The sequence below is a fragment of the Rhodopseudomonas sp. BAL398 genome, assembly GCF_033001325.1.
GTDB lineage: Bacteria > Pseudomonadota > Alphaproteobacteria > Rhizobiales > Xanthobacteraceae > JARJEH01.
In genome coordinates this window covers 3,022,582-3,041,384 of record NZ_CP133111.1, presented here as the reverse complement: position 1 = coordinate 3,041,384, position 18,803 = coordinate 3,022,582, and the positions used below count along the sequence as shown (strand labels likewise).

Below are 18,803 nucleotides of genomic sequence, written 5' to 3'. Positions count from 1 at the left end.
ATGTGGCAAAATCTCAGACAATTCCTATTTTGGGTCCATCTCCCGCGGCAAAGATGGATTCGGAAACATGGCGATGGACGAGACCACCAGGACCGAGCTCGAAGCGGCGGCGTTCCGCCGGCTGGTCGCGCATCTGCGCGAGCGCAGCGATGTTCAGAACATCGATTTGATGAATCTCGCGGGGTTTTGCCGCAACTGCCTGTCGAACTGGCTGAAGGACGAAGCCGACGCCCGCGGCGTGGCGTTGAGCCGGGACGACAGCCGCGAGGCGGTCTATGGCATGCCCTATGAGGTCTGGAAGGCCAAACACCAGCGCCCCGGTCCCGACCAGGCCGCCTCCGTCGAGGCCAATCGCAGCGGCCACTGACGGATTTTTCGTAGCCTTGTTCCGGCAAAATCAAAGCTGTGGGGGTGCTGTGGATGACCGCGATAGCGCCTTGACGCAGGGCGCCCCACTCTTGAGTGTTCTTTCTCAACAAGCGGGCGCATAACGTCGCTCCCCTGTCCCACCACACCAATTCCACTAGGAGTATCCGATGGCAAATACGGCCACGTCCGTTCTGGACGATCAGGCGACCCATTCCTTCGCCAAGGACCAGCTCAAGGCCATCGTCGAGCGGATCGAGCGGCTGGAAGAAGAAAAGAAGACCATCTCGGACGACATCAAAGAGGTCTACGGCGAGGCCAAGGGCAATGGCTACGACGTCAAGGCGCTGCGCACCATCATCCGGATGCGCAAGCAGGACGCTAATGAGCGTGCCGAGGAAGAGACCATCCTGGAAACCTACATGCAGGCGCTGGGCATGCTGTAAGGGGCGGCTCCCGCTCTGATCCTCCCTCTCCCCCGCGCGCAGCGTCGCTGCGCGAAGGTGGGAGAGGGTGCATAGGCGGCATTTGGCCGCCGCTATGAGACGGACGCCGATGCCACGCATAGGCTATCCCGGGCGTTAACGACCGCGGTCAGGCATCGGCGATCAGGCCGGTGCCGGCCAGGACGATGGGCGGGATCGCCGCTGCGCCGTGAAGACGCAGCGCATGGGCGACCAATCCGCGCATCACATTCGCGCGTGCCGTTCGGGCGATGAGATGACGCGCCGAGGTGAAATAGACATATTCGAGCGCATTGCGGACCCCGCCAGCACCGACCGAGGTCAGCGTCTTCTCCACGTGCTCCGACAGCGGCTGATCGGGGGCCGTCATGGTCATGCCTATCAACACAACGAGTTCGGGCGGGCTGTAGGGGATGTCGTAGGCAAAGGTGTTGGCGGCATCGAGCGCATTGCGGTTACCTGACGCGAGCAACGCAATGCATTTCAGCACGCGCATATGCAGCAGAAAATCGGACTCCGGATCGGCCATCTCGATGCCGCGGTCGAACAGGATGACGGCTTCGTCGAAGTTGCCGCGCGCCTGCCGCAGCTGACCCATCACCGGCAGCGCGGCGGCGAAGTCGGCGGTGCGTGCGAAGGCGCGTTCGGCGAGATCCTCGGCGAGGTCTTGGTGACCGCGATCGACGAAGTACAGCAGCTTGGCCGCAGCCAGCATCAGCAGCGGATTGCTCTGGACAGCCGGCAGACAATCCAGCGCCGTGGCCTCGATCTCGCTCTCAATCTCCTCGCGTTCCTCGCTGCTGAGGCCGGTGAAGGGATTGGCGAGCACAAGGCGCGCGAACAGATGCAGGCACCATTGTAACGCGATGTCGGGATCGGCCGGATGATCCGCACGCGCCGCGCTCAGCTCCTGGCCCTTCTTGAGCCAGGCCGGATTGGACGACGACAGCAAAGTCGATGCCTTGCGCAGACGAATGTCGAGGGGCTGGTCGGAGGGCGTGCCAAGGCCGGCCGAGGCATGGGTGAGCGCGTTGCGCAGTTCCTTGATCGTCCCGCGCGAAACCCGCGTTGCTTCCGACGCAAGGGATGCGTTGTCGGCGAGTTCGAGGCGGAACGCCCTGACGATGCGTCTCGACGGCATCTCGCGCAATGTCGCCGTGCAATCGGGGCGCTCGTTGACGGTCTGAAAGCTCACCTGCAACACATAGCGCAGCCCGTTTGAGACAACGGCGCGCCAGTCGTCGACGATGACGACTTTCTGCGCGGGCGACAGGTCGGCGGCGATTCCGTCGCGCAAGTGAGCGAGCAGCGATAACGCCCGCGTGTCGATGCGGTCGCGTTGCACGGCAGAGGCCGGAACGACGGCGAGATAGGCATCGATCGGCCCCGACTGCGGTGACGCCACGATCGGCACCGCCGATGGTTCGGCGATCCAGACGTAACCCTCGCCATATTGGGTGGCGATGTATCGGGGCGATTTGGCACTGTCGCCGAGTTTGGCGCGCAGACGGTTGACCAGGAAATCGATATTGCGGTCGGAGGCGCCGGAATCCAGCGACGCGATCTCCTCGATCAGACCGCTGCGCGACATCAACCGCTGCGGGTTGCGCGATAAGGCGAGCAACAGGGCCCGCTCGTTGCGGGTGAACTGGATGGTGGTGCTGCCGCGTCGGGCGAACAGGCAGGTCTCGTCCAGGATCAACTCCCCGAAGGAGACACCTTCAGCTTTGCCCATTCCAAACTCCACCCGCACTCTCTCACCTGGCACCACTCACCGACGAATTCTGTCATGGCGGTGCGGCTCTGTCGCGTGTTTCAGCGCGGGGGCAGCGCCGAATCGAACAGGGCGTGTCCCGGTCATGCGCGGAAACGACCTATCGGCATCTTCGCGCTGCCCGTCATCCGCACGTATTGCGTGTTCATTGTTGCGGCATTGTTCTCAATTGTTTGGCAATTGTTAGAAAGCGTGTTTTTTCAGTCACTTATGACGTTCGTTCTGCTGCCAAACACTGGTTCTTGGTTGTGGAGGGGCTCCGGTCGAGTGTTGAACTGCCCTCCAGGGATGCGCAACGGGCGTGACGTTGACGGGGGGCGAGCATGAAATTGGGTCGGGCAAACGCGTGGATGCAGAGCGCGGCCAGCGCCGCTTTGGCGATCGGGATGTCGGTCGCGACGGCAACACTGGCGCAAGCCGCCTGTACCCCCGGCGCCGTCGATGCCACGACACCGGCGCCAGGCAGCACGGTGACCTGCTCGGGAACGACCACCAATCAAAACGACCCTGACGGGTACGGCACCGGCATCCAGACGGACATCACGATCAACGTCACCGATGGCGCGACAGTTGAAGGTGTGAGTGCTGGCGGCCAAGGCATCTGGGTCGGCGATGCGGTGATCAATAACGGCGTTGGCGCGACTGTTCTGGGCCGGACAAACGGCATCTTGGCCGCCACCGGCTCTCTTGCCGTGATCAATTCTGGCTTGATCACCGCCACCACCAGCGGCACCGGCATCAATGCGGCCACCGACGTGACGCTGACCAACCGCGCGACAGGTGCCATTTCCGGTAGTGTATCGGGAATCGTGTCGAGCGGCGGCGCCGCCAATGTCGATAACGCCGGAAGCATTACCGGCACGACCGGCACCGGCATCAGTGCATCCTCCAACGTGACCCTGACCAATCAGGCCGGCGCCGTCGTCAGCGGGAAAGTCGACGGCATCAAGTCGATCAACGGTGCTGTCACGGTCGATAATGCAGGAAGCATCACAAGCACGACTGACTGGGGAATTGATGGCTTCTCCGACGTCACGGTGACCAATCGCGCCGGCGCTACCATTTCCGGCGGGGCGCGCGGCGCGATTCAGGCTCGCGCGGGCAACATCACTCTCGACAACTCAGGCAACATCACAAGCTCCAACCTGACCGCAACCGTGAGCGCATTGACGGGTAACGTGACGCTTATCAACCGGGCCGGAGCAAACATCGACGGCACCGTCATAACAGCCAGCGGCAATCTCGACGTGCAAAATTCCGGCAATATCGGCGGCGTCGTTAGCACCGCGGGTCTCAAACTCGTCAATAGCGAGAGCGGCACGATGACCTCAATAATAGGCGGCGGGGTCAGCGAAATCGACAATTTCGGCACCGTGACGACCATTGTAGCTATGCTCGGGACGGGCAATCTGGTCAATCACACAGGTGGCCGCATACTCGGCGTCGTCAATGGCGGGAGCGGTTCCACGGTGATCAATCGCGCTGGCGGATACATGGCGAGCGCCACCGTCGCGAACGGGTTCATCGAAAATTCCGGGACGATCGACGGCGGCGTCGTTATCTACGACAACGCGCGGCTCGTGAACAATGCGGGAGCAAGCATCACCAGTTCGACGGATGGTGTTGGCACGGCTTTCGGAGCCGGTTCGTCGATCTCCAACGCCGGCGCTATTAGCGGCACCAATTCTGCGATATGGCTTGTGAACAGCGGCAACACGATCACCAATCTGGCCGGCGGCACGATGAGCGGCGGCACGATTGGCGTACTTTCCGGCTTCGACCTGTCCATCACCAATTCCGGAACGATTTCAGGAACAGCGGCGGCGAGCGTCGGCCTCGCTGTCGGCGGCGCGCTGCAACTGGTCAACAATGCTGGAGCAAGCATCCACGGCGCGGCCGCTGGGATCGCGACAGGGTTCGCCGGAGGCAGCGCATCGATCGTCAATGCCGGAAGCATCAGCGGCGGTACCGCTGCGATCGCTTTCGGTGCCGCCGGCAATACACTGACCCTGTTGCCGGGCTCCGTCATCTCCGGGAATGTGATCGGCTTCGGCAGTGACATTTTGCAGCTTGGCGGCACTGGCGTCGGGACAGTCGATATCTCGCAATTCTCCGGCTTCACTACTTTCACCAAGTTCGATCCGTCGATCTGGAAGCTGACCGGCACCGCGACCTATACGGCCCCCGTCAACGTCAATGGCGGCACGCTCGCGGTGAATGGCAATCTCGCGTCCGCCAGCCTGCTCACCGTCAATCCCGGCGGCACCCTCGGCGGCTCCGGCATTGTCGGCGCCACTGCCATCAATGGCGGCACGCTGGCGCCCGGCAATTCTATCGGCACGCTGACCATCGCCAGCCTGACCATGACGGCGGCCTCGACCTATCTGGTGCAGGTCTCCGGCGCAGCATCGGACAAAACGATCGTCACCGGGACTGCTGCGATCGCCGGCAAGGTCAGCGTCGATCCGCTGACGCGCCTGACATCGACCACGACCTATACGATCATCAATGCGGGCACGCTGACCGGCACATTCGATACCGTCTCCCTCACCAATAATTTCGGGCGCAATGCGCGGCTGAGCTATGCCGGCAACAGCGTGTTTCTGACGCTCGATCCCGGCCTGTTGTCGCCGATCCTGCCGGGCAATGCCTCGGTCAATAACAGGAACGTCGCCGCCGGCATCGACAGGGCGCTGGAGGGCGGCGCGGCCACGCCTGCGTCGTTCAATGGGCTGTTCCTGCTCGGCGGCAACAATCTGCTCAATGCGTTGACGCAGATCTCGGGCGAGACCTCGACCGGTTCGCAGCAGACCACCTTCGATGCCATGACCCAGTTCATGGGCCTGTTGTCGGATCCCTTCACCGCCGGCCGCGGCGGCACCGCGCCGGGTGCTTCGGCTTTCGCCGACGCGAACGCCGCGCTCGCTTATGCGGGCGGCCGCACCCGCACCGGGCGCGACGCTCTTGCGATGTTCACCAAGGCGCCGCCGCGCGCCTATCAGCCGCGCTGGAACGTGTGGGCTGCCGGCTTCGGCGGTTCGCGCACCACCGACGGCGACGCGACCCTCGGCTCGAACCGCACCACCGGTAGCATCGCCGCTGGCGCCGTCGGCGCCGATTACTGGTTCTCGCCCGAGACCGTGGCCGGCTTCGCGCTCGCCGGTGGCGGCACCAGTTTCTCCGTCGCCAATGGCGGCAGCGGCCGCTCCGACCTGTTCCAGGCCGGCGCCTTCATCCGCCACAATTTTGCGTCGTCCTACATCACAGCCACGGCTGCCTATGGTTGGCAGGACATCAGCACCGATCGCATGATCACCGCCGTCGGCACCGAGCAGCTGCGCGCGAACTTCAACGCCAATGCATATAGCGGCCGGATCGAAGCCGGCCATCGCTGGGAGGTCGCAGAACTCGGCGGCATCGGCCTGACGCCCTATGCGGCCATCCAGGTCACGGCGTTCGATCTGCCGGCCTATGCCGAGAAATCGCAGAACGGCGCCGGTGGTTTCGCGCTCAACTACTCCGCCGAGACCGCCACGGCCGCCCGCACCGAACTCGGCCTGCGCAGCGATAAGTCATGGGCCATGGCCGGCGGGCTCCTGACGCTGCGCGGCCGCGCCGCCTGGGCGCACGACGATCATTCGGATCGCAACGTCAGCGCCGTGTTCCAGTCGCTGCCCGGCTCGACCTTCACCGTCAACGGTGCCCGTGCCGCCCGCAATGCGGCGCTGACATCGGCCTCCGCAGAGATGTCCTTCAACGGCGGCTGGTCGGTCGCCGCCACCTTCGACGGCGAGTTCTCCGACGTCAGCCGCAGCTACGCCGGCAAGGGCGTCGTCCGCTACGCCTGGTAGCGCCGCGCAGCCGCTTTGCTTGCTGCAATCATCGTTGACTAATGAGGCGCGTGGCGCTGGAGCGTCGCAGGAATCGATTTGAGGACGAACATGCAGTTTGGTCGGGGACAGTGGATGCACGGCGCCGCCCGCGCGACCTTGGTGATGGGTATGTCGGTCGCAACGGCAACACTGGCGCAAGCCGCCTGTACGCCCGGCGCCGTCGATGCCACCACACCTGGGCCGGGCAGCACGGTGACCTGTTCGGGGACGACCGTCGACCAGAATGTATTCGGCGGGCGCCCCATCGGATGGGGTACCGCAGATCAGACCGGGATCTCCGTCAATGTCCTCGATGGCGCGTCGGTCACAGGGACCGGCGGCGGCATTGGCATCGCAGTCTTAGACGCGGTGGTCGACAATGGCGCAGGTGCCGCGATTCTGGGGGATTATGCCGGCATTGGCGCAGCAACTCTCGTCGTGACCAATCGCGGCTCGATCATCGGCACGACCGACAACGGCATTTTTGTGCAAACCGATCTGACCCTGACCAATCACGCCGGCGGCGTTGTCTCCGGTTTTCTATACGGCGTTCTTTCGAATAGCGGCTCGATCACGGTCTATAATGCAGGAAACATTGCGAGCACGGGCGGTGCGACCAGTGTAGCATTGCAGGCTGCAACCAACGCGGCTGTGACGAACCGCGCTGGCGGGACCATCAGCGGCGTGACGGGCATTTCGGCAGCGGGCATTGTGCTAAACAATGCCGGTCGAATAACAGCCGACACCTCGGCCGTCTCTGCCACGACGGTCGATGTCGTCAATTCCGGCAGTATCGTCGGCAGGACGGCAGGCGGCATCGATGCGACGGCTGGTGCCACGGTGGTCAATCAAATCGGCGGCAGTATTACCGGCTCAAACCGGGGCATTGCCGTTCTCTCCGGCAACGCGACCGTCACCAATTCCGGGCGGATCGAGGCGCTCGGCACCGGGCCTCTGATCCCCTACGGCATCGGTGTCAATGGCGCATTGCAGCTCGTCAACAATGCCGGAGCGAGTATCAGCAGCTTGGGATGGGCCGTTTCCGCAAGCTTCACCGTCGGCCCCGTCGCCGGCCCCGGCGTCGGCGGTTCGTCGATCTTCAACGCCGGCAGCATCAGTGGCGGCGAGTATGCGATCATATTCGGGACGGGAAGTAACACACTGACCCTGGGGCCTGGCTCCATCATCGCCGGCACCGTGCGGGGCGCCGGCAGCGACACGTTCCAGCTCGGCGGCACCGGATCTGCGAATTTTGATATCTCGCAGCTCGATCCGGCGGCGCAGTATCAGGGCTTCACCACCTTCAACAAAATCGACAGCTCGCTGTGGTCGCTGACCGGCACCGCGACCTATACCGGCCCCGTCAACGTCACCGGCGGCACGCTCGCGGTGAATGGCAATCTCGCTTCCGCCAGCCTGCTCACCGTCAATTCCGGCGGCACCCTCGGCGGCTCCGGCATTGTCGGCGCCACCGCCATCAATGGCGGCACGCTGGCGCCCGGCAATTCCATCGGCACGCTCACCATGAGCAGCCTGACCATGACGGCGGCCTCGACCTATCTGGTGGAAGTGTCCGGTGCGTCCTCGGATAAGGCCGTCGTCACCGGCGCTGCGACGATCGCCGGCAAGGTCGGCGTCAATCCGCTGACGCGCCTGACATCGACCACGACCTATACGATCATCAATGCGGGCACGCTGACCGGCACATTCGACAGCGCTTCCGTCACCAGCAATTTCGCGCGCAATGCCAGACTGAGCTATGTCGGCAATAATGTGTTTCTGACGCTCGATCCCGGCTTGCTGTCGCCGGTCCTGCCGGGGGCAGCGACGGGCAACCAGAAGAGCATCGCAGCCGCCATCGACAATGCGCTGGAGGGCGGGGCGACGATGCCTGCGTCGTTCAACGGGCTATTCCTCCTCGGCGGCAACAATCTGCTCAATGCCCTGACGCAGATTTCTGGCGAGACCTCGACCGGCTCTCAGCAGACCACCTTCGATGCCATGACCCAGTTCATGGGCGTGCTGTCCGACCCCTTCACCGCCGGCCGCGGCGGCACCGCGCCGGGTGCTTCGGCTTTCGCCGACGAGAACGCCGCGCTCGCTTATGCGGGCGGCCGCACCGGGCGCGACGCTCTTGCGATGTTCACCAAGGCGCCGCCGCGCGCCTATCAGCCGCGCTGGAACGTGTGGGCCGCCGGATTCGGCGGTTCGCGCAGCACCGATGGCAATGCGGCGCTCGGTTCGAACCGCACCACCGGCAGCATCGCCGGCGGCGCGGTCGGCGCCGACTACTGGTTCTCGCCCGAGACCGTGGCCGGCTTCGCGCTGGCCGGTGGCGGCACCAGTTTCTCGGTCGCGGGCGGCGGCAACGGCCGCTCCGACCTGTTCCAGGCCGGCGCCTTCATCCGCCACAATTTTGCGTCGTCCTACATCACAGCCACGGCTGCCTACGGTTGGCAGGATATCAGCACCGATCGTATGATCACCGCTGTCGGCACCGAGCAGCTGCGCGCGAACTTCAATGCCAATGCGTATAGCGGCCGGATCGAAGCCGGCCATCGCTGGCTCCTTCAGGAGCTCGGCGGCGTCGGGTTGACGCCTTACGCCGCCGTTCAGGCCACGGCTTTCGATCTGCCCGGCTATGCCGAAACATCGGCAACCGGCGCCGGCGGCTTTGCGCTCAGCTATGCGGGCAAGACCATCACCGCGACCCGCAGCGAACTTGGCCTGCGCGGCGACAAGTCCTTCGCCGTCAACGACGCCTTGCTGACGCTGCGCGGCCGCGCCGCATGGGCCTATGACAGCAACAGCGACCGCAACGTCAGCGCCGTATTCCAGTCGCTGCCCGGCTCGAGCTTCGCCGTCAACGGCGCCGGCGCCGCTCGCAACGTCGCGCTGACCTCGGCTTCGGCAGAGATGTCCTTCAACGGCGGCTGGTCGGTCGCCGCCACCTTCGACGGCGAATTCTCCGACGTCAGCCGCAGTTACGCCGGCAAGGGCGTGGTCCGCTACGCCTGGTAGCGCCGCGCAGTACTGACATTCGGCTTTCAATCAGACGCGGGGCGCGGAATGCCGGGCGCTACCGTCAGCCGCGCGTCAACGACCCTCGACCGGGGACGGTCGTGGCTGTTCATCGCTGCATCTTTGAGATGTGAGAGGCTGCGTTGGCGCCGTCCGTTTGCGCGGTCCGGGAGTCCGGATCAGCGCAGCGCCACCGTGCGCCCCACGAAGGGGGTGGTCGGCAGCGGCGTCACCGCCGGTCCGGTGAATTTGTCCATGAACAGGCCCGGCTGCGGGTCGTCCGAGAAGCTCATCGCCACCGCCGTCTGCGGCTTGACGAAATAAGAGCTCATCGCCGTGAGGTCGACATCGCCGAGCACGGTGGAGTACATCGATTTGCTGGCGCTCGGTGTCAGGATCATCGCGCGGATCCAGACGTCGCTGTCGCGCGATCCCGCGGCGGTCAGCCGTCGCGAGGTGGCCACCGTTCCGAGCGTGTCCGACTCGCCCTTGGCGATGACCGTGGTGATATGGGTGACCGCCATCGGATCGCGCGCCAGCGAGGCTGGCCGGATGCGGTGCGGCATCGGCACGCTGGCGGTGACCACATTGGGGTACCTGGCCGAGGACGTCTCTTCGGGCGCATAGGCCATGGCCTGGAAGGCGGCGTCGATCGACGCGGTCGACTGCGGATCGGCCGCCGCGATCGCCTGGCGGGCGCGCAGCGCGGCGATCTGGGCCGGCGAGGCCTGTTTCGGCGTCAGCGGCATGTCATCCCAGAAGCCGCGGGCGTTGATGATATCGGCCGGCGTTTGCGGCTTGGAATTGGGTCTTGATGCGGATGCGAGCTGTTGCGGCCGCGCCGCCGGCAGTCTGGCCTCGTCGGCCGAGGCCAGCTGGACCACCGCCGCCGCGGGCTTGGCACGCGGCAGAGGCACTATTGATGCCGCCGCGGTCTGGGTGAGTTTCGGGTCGGTGGATTTGGCGACCGCGGTGCGCAGCGATGCGATCAGGCCCGCGGGCGACGCGCGTTCGGCAGCCGGAGCGGTGGTGTCCTCGTCGTCGTCACTGGCGCGGCTCTTGAACAACGCCGCGAACAGGTTGAACTTGCCAGGAGACGAGGCGGAGTCGCCATTGCCGCGCTTTTCGATGTCGGCGAGGGCGAGCTGATAGCCGGGCAGCGGCTTGCCGTCGGAGGGAACGTGAACGGTGCGTCCGTCGGGGAAGACGCGGACCAGCTGGTCGTGGGTCATGCGCGGCCAGTGCCGGATGCCGCCGGTGTCGAGATGGACGAAGGGCGACCCCGAGGTCGGATAGAAGCCGACGCCGCCACGCTGCAGGCGAAGCCCGGCGTAGCGGATTTTTTCGAGCGGAACACCCGGGATGAAGAAGTCCATGGCATGCCCCAGCATGTGCTGGCTGTGGCGCGCGACGCCGGAGGAGCGACGGCGGAGCATGGCGTTGGTGGCGGGGGCGCGGTAGGCGGAAATGATCTGGATCGGCTTCTTGGCGTCGACGTCGCGGGTAACTTCCCACAGAATATCGAACAGATGCGGGTCCATCTTGGTCTGGTCCTGGCTGCGCCAGTCCCGCAGGAAATAATTGAGCTGCTTCAGCGCTGCGTCGTCATAGCGGCCATTGCGCTTGAAGGTGACGGTGAGATCTTCATTGGAATGGGTGTGGTGGAACGACAGCGTCCGGGTCTCGCCCAGCGCCGAGGCGTCATGCACCGAACCCGCGCCCGCCAACAGCAGAAGCGACGTCAGGCTCAGGCCATATCCGGCGCGGCGCAACGACAGCGATCTGAAACGGCGCACGAAACCAGCCTGCACGAGAAGCCCACCCAGACGACAATCGGTTGCGGACCTTCGCTCTAAACCCCGGATGGGCGAGCGAAGGATGAACGCGAAGTTAATGCGAGAGGGGTTAACCGTAGCCTACTCTCGATCCCCAAGTCGTGGGCCCAACCTTAACCCGGAGTGTGGCGAAATATAGCCCGGTGCTGAAATCGAGATGGACAATGGTTAATGCAAAAGGCCCCAGACTGGCTGGGGCCTTTGAAGTTATTGAATAAAATTCAGTTAACCCGGTTCTGGCCTGGGATTACCCCGTGGCCCTTATCGGGTGACCTAGCGTCGATAGTGCCGCCGATCGGGCTGACTGGGCGGCGGATTTGGTGCGCCGAACAGCATCTCGAAGAACGACGGCTGGTTGTTTTTGATGCCTCCGGTGGAGTCGTTGAAGGCCACGCCCTGCGGAAGGTCGACGCGGGGGCGGGAATAGTTCGGCTGTGCATGCGCCACCACGCGCTCCAGGTCCTTGCCGTCCTTGTCCAGCAGCTTCAGCATCGCGGCGTCGTCGCCATAGATATCCCGGCGGAGCTGCAGCTTGCCGTTCTGATCGACGAACGCGGTCTGATAGGTGATGTTGACCGGAATCGGCGTCGGGAAATTGATGTTGATCTCCCGGCTGCCATACATGCTGCGGATTTTCTTCGCGGTGTAATGCTCATCGGGCAACGCGATTTTCAGCAGCGTCTCGGCGTATTCATCCGGGTTCTGCACCCGCATGCAGCCATGGCTGAACGCCCGCACGTCCTTCTTGAACAGGTTCTTGTCCGGCGTGTCGTGCTGATAGACCAGGAATTTGTTGGGGAAGTTGAAACGGATCCGGCCCAGCGCATTGGCCGCGCCCGGCGGTTGCGAGATGTGGATGCTGCCGTCGCGGCCGCGCTCCAGCTTGAGCCCCATCCGCTCCAGCACGTTGGGATCCTGCTGCAGCGCCGGCAGGTATTCATTGTAGATGATCGACGGCGGCACGTTCCAGGTCGGATTGACGGTGATGAATTTCATCGTCTCGGTCAGCATCGGCGTGGCGTGTTTGCCGGGCTTGCCGACCACGACGCGCGTGCTCCACAGCTGGGCGTCGTGCTGCATCACCTTCAGGGTGAAATCGGGGATGTTGAGAATCACATAGGCGTCGCCGAGCGACGCCGCGCCGAGCTGGCGCGGCAGCCAGCGCAGCCGCTCCATATTGACGATGATGGTGTCGGTGACGCGGTCCTGCTTCGGCGTGTTCAGCGCCGCCACGGTGCGGTTGCCGAGAATGCCGTCGGTCCCCAGGCCGGCGCCGCGCTGGAAGTCGCGCACCGCGTCGGCGACCTTGGAATCATAGGCGGTGCTGTCCGCGTCGGCGGTGATGCCGAGCCGGGCCCGCAGCTGCGGCACCCGCGGGTCGTCGGTCACGGCCGCGGCGCTGTAGCGCAGCGTCGGCCCCTCGGCGATCTTGATCTTCGGCGTTTCGCTCTCGCCGCGCAGTTCGGCCAGCTTGGCCCGCAGGTCACGATACAGTTTGTGCGGCGGATTGTAGCTGTCCAGCGCCGCGGAAGCGTCCGCGGCAGTGGTGACCTTGGCCAGCACGTCGGCCGGATTGCTGGCGTGATCGGGGTATTGCACGTCGCCGCCGAGCTGCGACCAGTGCATCCGGCCGTTCTCGGCGTGGCGTGCATAGTCCAGCATGCTCGCGGTCATCTTCAATTCGGCCTCTGCCAGCGTCTGGGGCGAGGTCGCCGCGGCGAAATCCGGCACCGGATAATCGGCCGGATTGAGGCCTTCGGCGGCGGCGTCCGTCAGCCGCGCGGTCACGCTCTTGGCGATGGCGCTGGGCGCGCCGGCCTGGCTCCACAGCGGCGCGTAATCGCGCGCGGCGTAAAACTTCTCGACCGCGACGCGCTCGGCCTTGCGGTCGAAATAATGCGACGATTTTTCGGTCAGCATCTCGCGCAGCTGATCGGCGACCGGATTCGTCGGTGCCACAGTGGCCAGCTTCGGGGCTGCGTCGGCCGGCGCTGACGCGCTTGCAGCCGGGGCTGACGCGGCGGGCTCGGCGGCCGGCGCCGATGCGGTCGCTGCCGGCGTTGTCGCTGCTGGCGCGGTCGCCGCCTTGTCGGCGTCCTCTGTCTTGAGATCGCCTGTCTTGGTTTCGCCTGCCTTGACGTCGGTCGGGGTGGTTTCGGCACTGTCGGATTTGCCGGTCGACGAGTGGTCCGTGTCCGACTTGGCAGTGTCTGACTTGGCGGTGTCTGACGGGCCAGCATCCGACTTGGCGGTGTCGGCGGATGGCGTGGTCGCGCTCGCCGCGGCATTGTCTGCCGCCGGGGGGCCTGCCGGCGCGGGGATCGCGGTCGCTGTGGCCGGCTTCAAAGCGGGCGCCTTCAACGTGTCCGACTTGAAATCGCTGACCGAGACCGGCGGAAGCTCGACCTTGTCGGGGACCGGAACGCCGGCGTCGATCGACAGCTCGGCGGCGGATTTTGGTGCCGGACTGGACTGGGCCAATGCAGAGCCTGTCGAAACCGTCAGGAACGTCGCCGCGACCGCCATCAACACCCGGTCGAATCCGGCGTTCTTCGAGTAGTTTCGCATTCTTGCACCCCTTGGAGGAAACCGCCCCCATAGAGGTCCGTTTCCGATATGTGCTTCAGATATTGCTCGGGCGGTCGCTGATATCGACCGGTCGTGCCCGCAATGGTTCGATTGACACCAACGATACACGCACCCGGTTAGTCCGGCCAGCGTGCGCCGGCCTCTCTCACGACAAACTGACTACAAACTGACGCAGGACAAGCTGACTCACGGCGACCTGTCTTACGACAACCACTGACTCGCACCAGCCTGACTTCGAGAGCCCCAACCCGTTGCGTTGTTTTGCCATGCGCCAGTGCTTTTGTCTGTCACCTGCAGGCAACGGTTCAAATGTTCCGATCAAAGCTCGTCGCCGGTCACATCGGCACCATAATCTGCCGCGGTCGGGGGCGCGTCGTCGGCGGGCGCCACCTTGTTGGTCTCGGCGTCATCCAGCTTGCGATACAGCGTCGAGCGGCCGATCTTGAGTCTTCGCGCGACTTCCGACATCTGACCGCGATAATGCGAAATCGCAAAGCGGATGATCTCGCTTTCGATCTCTTCCAGCGGTCGGACTTCGCCGCTGTCGGTCAGCATCGAGAGGCTTCCGGCGGGGGCGAGCGGCGCGATCGGGATGTCGTTGGAGCGGACGAATTGCGGGGCCGGTGCGCTTTCGAGCACCAGCGGCTCGCCGGCGGGCTGCGCGATCGTTGCCGGCTGCGCCGAGGCCAGCGGAAAGTCGGCGAGGCCGAGCTGCTCGCCCTCGCTCATCACCACCGCGCGATACACGGCATTTTCCAGCTGGCGGATATTGCCGGGCCAGTCGAGCTGCGCCAGCCGCGCCATCGCTTCGCCGCTGATCGACGTGATCGGGCGGTTTTCCTCGGCGCAGAACCGCACCAGGAAATGCCGCAGCAACGCCGGAATGTCCTCGCGGCGCATCCGCAGCGGCGGAATCGTCAGCGGCAGCACGTGCAGCCGGTAGAACAGGTCTTCGCGGAAATGGCCGGCTTTGACGCGGTCGAGCAATTTGCGGTTGGTGGCCGAAATGATCCGGACGTCGACCTTGACCGGCCTGCGGCCGCCGACCGCCTCGACCGCGCCTTCCTGCAACGCCCGCAGCAGCTTGACCTGCGCGGCGAGCGGCAATTCGCTGACCTCGTCGAGAAACAGCGTGCCGCCGGAGGCCTCGACGAATTTGCCCATATGGCGTTCGGTGGCGCCGGTGAAGGCGCCCTTCTCGTGTCCGAACAGGATCGATTCCACCAGATTGTCGGGGATCGCGCCGCAATTGACCGCGACGAACGGCTTGGCCTTGCGGTCGCTGCTGCCGTGGATGGCGCGCGCGAACAATTCCTTGCCGACGCCGGATTCGCCCTCGATCAACACCGGGATGCTGGAGCTTGCCGCCTTCTGCGCCATCCGCATCACCCCGCCCATCGCCTCGGAGCGGGTGATGATGTCGGAAAAGCTCAGCCGATGCTCGCGGCTGTGCTTGATCCGCTGCAATTCGCCCTTCAGCGCGCTGGCATTGAGGGCGTTGCGCAATGACACCTGCAGCCGTTCGACGCCGACCGGCTTGACCACGAAATCATGGGCCCCGGCGCGCATCGCCGACACCACATTGTCGATGCCACCATGGGCGGTCTGCACGATCACCGGGATGCTGAGGCCGGCGTCGCGGATCTTGAGCAGCACGCCCATGCCGTCGAGGCCCGGCATCACCAGATCGAGCACCATGGCGTCAATCGCCACCGCGTCCGGCGCGGTGAGCAGGGCGATGGCGGCGTCGCCGCTGTCGACGACGATCGCCGTGTAGCCGGATTTCTCCACCATGTTCTCGACCAGCCTGCGCTGCACGGGGTCATCGTCAGCAATCAACACGGTCGCGGCCATGGTATTCCTATTGATCTTATCTATCTGTCCCGATTTGGAGCACCATGGCGTTCAAAGCGTTAACGGATCATGAAAATAATGCGAATGATGCGAAGGCATTCGGCCAGATCTCGATGATCCCGCGGTAGCACATGTCGAGCGCCACATAGAGAATGATGGCGAGGCCCACATAGGCGATCCAGCGATGGTTGTGCAGCAGCTTGGCGATGAACGTTGCGGCCAATCCCATCAGGGCGATCGACAGCGCCAGGCCGAAGATCAGGATGATCGGATGCTCGCGCGCAGCGCCCGCCACCGCCAGCACATTGTCGAGCGACATCGAGACGTCGGCGAGGGTGATCTGCCAGATCGCCTGGCCCAGCGTCTTGCGCGGCGCGCCATTCGGCGTGGCCGCCCCATGGTCGCCATCGGTTGCGTCGATGTGATGGGGTTGCGCCCGCAATTCCCGCCACATCTTCCAGGACACCCACAGCAGCAGCACGCCGCCGGCCAGCAGCAGGCCGATGATCTGCAGCAATTGCACGGTGATGCTGGCGAAGCCGATGCGCAGGATGGTGGCGGCGATGATGCCGACCAGGATCGCCTTGTTGCGCTGATCCTTGGGCAGCCCCGCGGCGGCCAGGCCAATCACCACGGCGTTGTCGCCGGCCAGCACCAGGTCGATCATGATGACCTGGAATAGAGCCGTCAGTCCTTCGGCGGTAAATATTGCGTAAAAGTCGGCCATCGGGCCCCCCGGTTTGCGTCCAGTCCGACATCACAGTTCGGGTGAACTGCCAGAGGGGCCCGGTCCTGGACGTGTGGTGATGCGCTTGGTTATCACGACGCGGATAGCATGGAAATGTTCAGTCTGATCGGTCGGATCAAGACAAAAATTCCGAAATCGGAAATTTCCGTATTCGCGAAGCTTGGCCCGATCAAGCCGGAGACGCTGCCGGCAAGCGCGTTGCCTTGTCGCAGGCCGGCGCGCCGGTCGATGGCGCGCGGCAGTGTGTCGCAAAGAGTGGCTTGCCGAGGACAGGTCGCAGCTAGTAGCCTTTCGCATTGGATTCCGCGCCATTTCGAAAGTGCTCATGACCAAATCTGCGACGAAATCAGCGACCTCCCGAACCGCCAAAACGTCCCGCAAATCCGTGCCGCGCAAGTCCGGATCGACCCGATCCGCCGCCAAGCCGGCGGGCCGCAAGGTCGCCGGCAAGCCGGTCAAGCTGCCGGAATGGAATCTGAGCGATCTTTATCCGGGGATCGATGCCCCGGAAGTGGCGCGCGACCTCGACAAGATCGACGCCGAATGCGTGGCGTTCGAGGCCGATTTCAAGGGCAGGCTGGCCGAGGAGACCGCCAAGGATGGCGGCGGGCTGTGGCTCGCCGGCGCGGTCAAGCGCTATGAGGCGATCGACGATCTGGCTGGGCGGCTGGCGTCCTTTGCCGGCCTCATCCATGCCGGCGACAGCGTCGATCCGGACATCGCCAAATTCTATGGCGATGTCTCCGAGCGGCTGACCGCGGCCTCGGTGCATCTGTTGTTCTTCGGGCTCGAGCTGAACCGGGTCGATGATTCCGTGATCGAGACCGCGATGCAGACCCCCGAGCTCGGCCATTACCGGCCCTGGATCGAGGACGCCCGCAAGGACAAGCCATACCAGCTCGAGGACCGCGTCGAGCAATTGTTTCACGAAAAATCCCAGACCGGCTACGGCGCCTTCAACCGTCTGTTCGACCAGACCATTTCCAGCCTGCGCTTCAAGCTTGCGGGGCGTGAATTGGCGATCGAACCGACCTTGACGCTGCTGCAGGATCGCGACCCGAAAAAGCGCAAGGCGGCCGGCCAGGCGCTGGCGAAAACCTTCAAGGCCAATGAGCGCACCTTCGCGCTGATCACCAATACGCTGGCCAAGGACAAGGAAATCTCCGACCGCTGGCGCGGCTTTCAGGACGTCGCCGATTCGCGGCATTTGGCCAATCGCGTCGAGCGCGAGGTGGTGGACGCGCTGGTCGGGTCGGTGCGCGCCGCCTATCCGAAGCTGTCGCACCGCTATTATGCGCTGAAGGCGCGCTGGTTCGGCAAGAAGACGCTGGCGCATTGGGATCGCAACGCGCCGCTGCCCTTCGCCGCCACCGGCAGTATCGCCTGGCCGGACGCGCAGCAGATGGTGCTGACCGCCTATCAGGCGTTTTCGCCCGAGATGGCCGGCATCGCCAAGCGCTTCTTCACCGATCGCTGGATCGACGCCCCGGTGCGGCCCGGCAAGGCGCCGGGCGCGTTCTCGCACCCGACCACGCCGTCGGCGCATCCTTATGTGCTGATGAATTATCAGGGCAAGCCGCGCGACGTGATGACGCTGGCGCATGAGCTCGGCCATGGCGTGCATCAGGTGCTGGCGGCCAAGAACGGCGCGCTGATGGCGCCGACGCCGCTGACGCTGGCCGAAACCGCCAGCGTGTTCGGCGAGATGCTGACTTTCAAGCGGCTATTGGCGCAGACCAAGAGCGCCAAGCAGCGTCAGGCGCTGCTCGCCGGCAAGGTCGAGGACATGATCAATACCGTGGTGCGGCAGATCGCGTTCTATTCCTTCGAGCGCGCGATCCATACCGAGCGGCGCAACGGTGAATTGACCGCCGAGCGGATCGGCCAGATCTGGCTCAGCGTGCAGGGCGAGAGTCTCGGGCCGGCGATCGAGATCAAGCCGGGCTACGAGAATTTCTGGATGTACATCCCGCATTTCATCCATTCGCCGTTCTACGTCTATGCCTATGCGTTCGGCGATTGCCTGGTGAACTCGCTCTATGCGGTCTACGAAAAAGCCCAGGAAGGCTTTGCGGACCGCTATCTGGCGATGCTATCGGCCGGCGGCACCAAGCATTATTCCGAATTGCTGAAGCCGTTCGGGCTTGATGCCAAGGACCCAACCTTCTGGGACGGCGGCCTGTCGGTGATCTCCGGGATGATCGACGAGCTGGAGACGATGGGGTAGGGGCGTCAAACATCTGTTGAACGTTCTGACTTCCGCGTTATACTCTTCGTATA

At 64.4% G+C, this 18,803-nt stretch carries 10 protein-coding genes; 5 read left to right on the top strand and 5 right to left on the bottom strand.

The annotated features are described in order from the left end of the window. The first annotated feature begins 67 nt into the window (after window positions 1-67). Together RBJ75_RS14350 and RBJ75_RS14345 are read left to right on the top strand one after the other, a co-directional pair. A complete protein-coding gene (locus RBJ75_RS14350) occupies window positions 68-367 on the top strand; it encodes a DUF1244 domain-containing protein (protein ID WP_044410608.1) in 300 nt (99 codons plus the stop codon). A 169-nt stretch (window positions 368-536) separates the two neighbouring features. Further along, window positions 537-812, top strand: a complete 276-nt coding sequence (locus RBJ75_RS14345; protein ID WP_044410605.1) for a DUF2312 domain-containing protein — start codon at window positions 537-539, stop codon at window positions 810-812. 148 nt (window positions 813-960) lie between these two features. Here RBJ75_RS14345 and RBJ75_RS14340 read toward each other — a convergent pair whose 3' ends face one another. Then, on the bottom strand, window positions 961-2,565 hold the full coding sequence (locus RBJ75_RS14340) for a helix-turn-helix domain-containing protein (RefSeq protein ID WP_052628917.1): 1,605 nt from the start codon (window positions 2,563-2,565) through the stop codon (window positions 961-963). A gap of 389 nt (window positions 2,566-2,954) precedes the next feature. Here RBJ75_RS14340 and RBJ75_RS14335 point away from each other — a divergent pair, with 389 nt between their 5' ends. Further along, on the top strand, window positions 2,955-6,455 hold the full coding sequence (locus tag RBJ75_RS14335) for an autotransporter domain-containing protein (protein WP_276156870.1): 3,501 nt from the start codon (window positions 2,955-2,957) through the stop codon (window positions 6,453-6,455). A 150-nt stretch (window positions 6,456-6,605) separates the two neighbouring features. Further along, complete coding sequence (locus RBJ75_RS14330) at window positions 6,606-9,497, top strand: autotransporter domain-containing protein (RefSeq protein WP_317528492.1); 2,892 nt, start codon at window positions 6,606-6,608, stop codon at window positions 9,495-9,497. A gap of 179 nt (window positions 9,498-9,676) precedes the next feature. Here RBJ75_RS14330 and RBJ75_RS14325 read toward each other — a convergent pair whose 3' ends face one another. From RBJ75_RS14325 to RBJ75_RS14310, 4 genes are all read right to left on the bottom strand, one after another. After that, the gene (locus RBJ75_RS14325; RefSeq protein WP_411194465.1) at window positions 9,677-11,293 is read right to left on the bottom strand and encodes a DUF882 domain-containing protein; all 1,617 of its coding nucleotides are present in this window, start codon (window positions 11,291-11,293) and stop codon (window positions 9,677-9,679) included. A gap of 312 nt (window positions 11,294-11,605) precedes the next feature. Next, complete coding sequence (locus RBJ75_RS14320) at window positions 11,606-13,900, bottom strand: murein L,D-transpeptidase (protein ID WP_044413155.1); 2,295 nt, start codon at window positions 13,898-13,900, stop codon at window positions 11,606-11,608. Between the two features lie 339 nt (window positions 13,901-14,239). Next, window positions 14,240-15,775, bottom strand: coding sequence for a sigma-54-dependent transcriptional regulator (locus RBJ75_RS14315; RefSeq protein WP_044413152.1), 1,536 nt, complete (start codon window positions 15,773-15,775; stop codon window positions 14,240-14,242). Between the two features lie 67 nt (window positions 15,776-15,842). Continuing rightward, complete coding sequence (locus RBJ75_RS14310) at window positions 15,843-16,502, bottom strand: TerC family protein (protein WP_044413149.1); 660 nt, start codon at window positions 16,500-16,502, stop codon at window positions 15,843-15,845. A 346-nt stretch (window positions 16,503-16,848) separates the two neighbouring features. Between RBJ75_RS14310 and RBJ75_RS14305 the strand changes: the two genes are divergently transcribed. Beyond that, window positions 16,849-18,750: a M3 family oligoendopeptidase gene (locus RBJ75_RS14305; RefSeq protein ID WP_044413146.1), complete on the top strand. Its 1,902-nt coding sequence runs from the start codon at window positions 16,849-16,851 to the stop codon at window positions 18,748-18,750. Window positions 18,751-18,803 lie beyond the last annotated feature (53 nt).

Coding starts and splice junctions, on each gene's coding strand:
- RBJ75_RS14350 (WP_044410608.1), top strand. CDS start 68: ATGGCGATGGACGAGACCACCAGGACCGAGCTCGAAGCGGCGGCGTTC.
- RBJ75_RS14345 (WP_044410605.1), top strand. CDS start 537: ATGGCAAATACGGCCACGTCCGTTCTGGACGATCAGGCGACCCATTCC.
- RBJ75_RS14340 (WP_052628917.1), bottom strand. CDS start 2,565: ATGGGCAAAGCTGAAGGTGTCTCCTTCGGGGAGTTGATCCTGGACGAG.
- RBJ75_RS14335 (WP_276156870.1), top strand. CDS start 2,955: ATGCAGAGCGCGGCCAGCGCCGCTTTGGCGATCGGGATGTCGGTCGCG.
- RBJ75_RS14330 (WP_317528492.1), top strand. CDS start 6,606: ATGTCGGTCGCAACGGCAACACTGGCGCAAGCCGCCTGTACGCCCGGC.
- RBJ75_RS14320 (WP_044413155.1), bottom strand. CDS start 13,900: ATGCGAAACTACTCGAAGAACGCCGGATTCGACCGGGTGTTGATGGCG.
- RBJ75_RS14315 (WP_044413152.1), bottom strand. CDS start 15,775: ATGGCCGCGACCGTGTTGATTGCTGACGATGACCCCGTGCAGCGCAGG.
- RBJ75_RS14310 (WP_044413149.1), bottom strand. CDS start 16,502: ATGGCCGACTTTTACGCAATATTTACCGCCGAAGGACTGACGGCTCTA.
- RBJ75_RS14305 (WP_044413146.1), top strand. CDS start 16,849: ATGACCAAATCTGCGACGAAATCAGCGACCTCCCGAACCGCCAAAACG.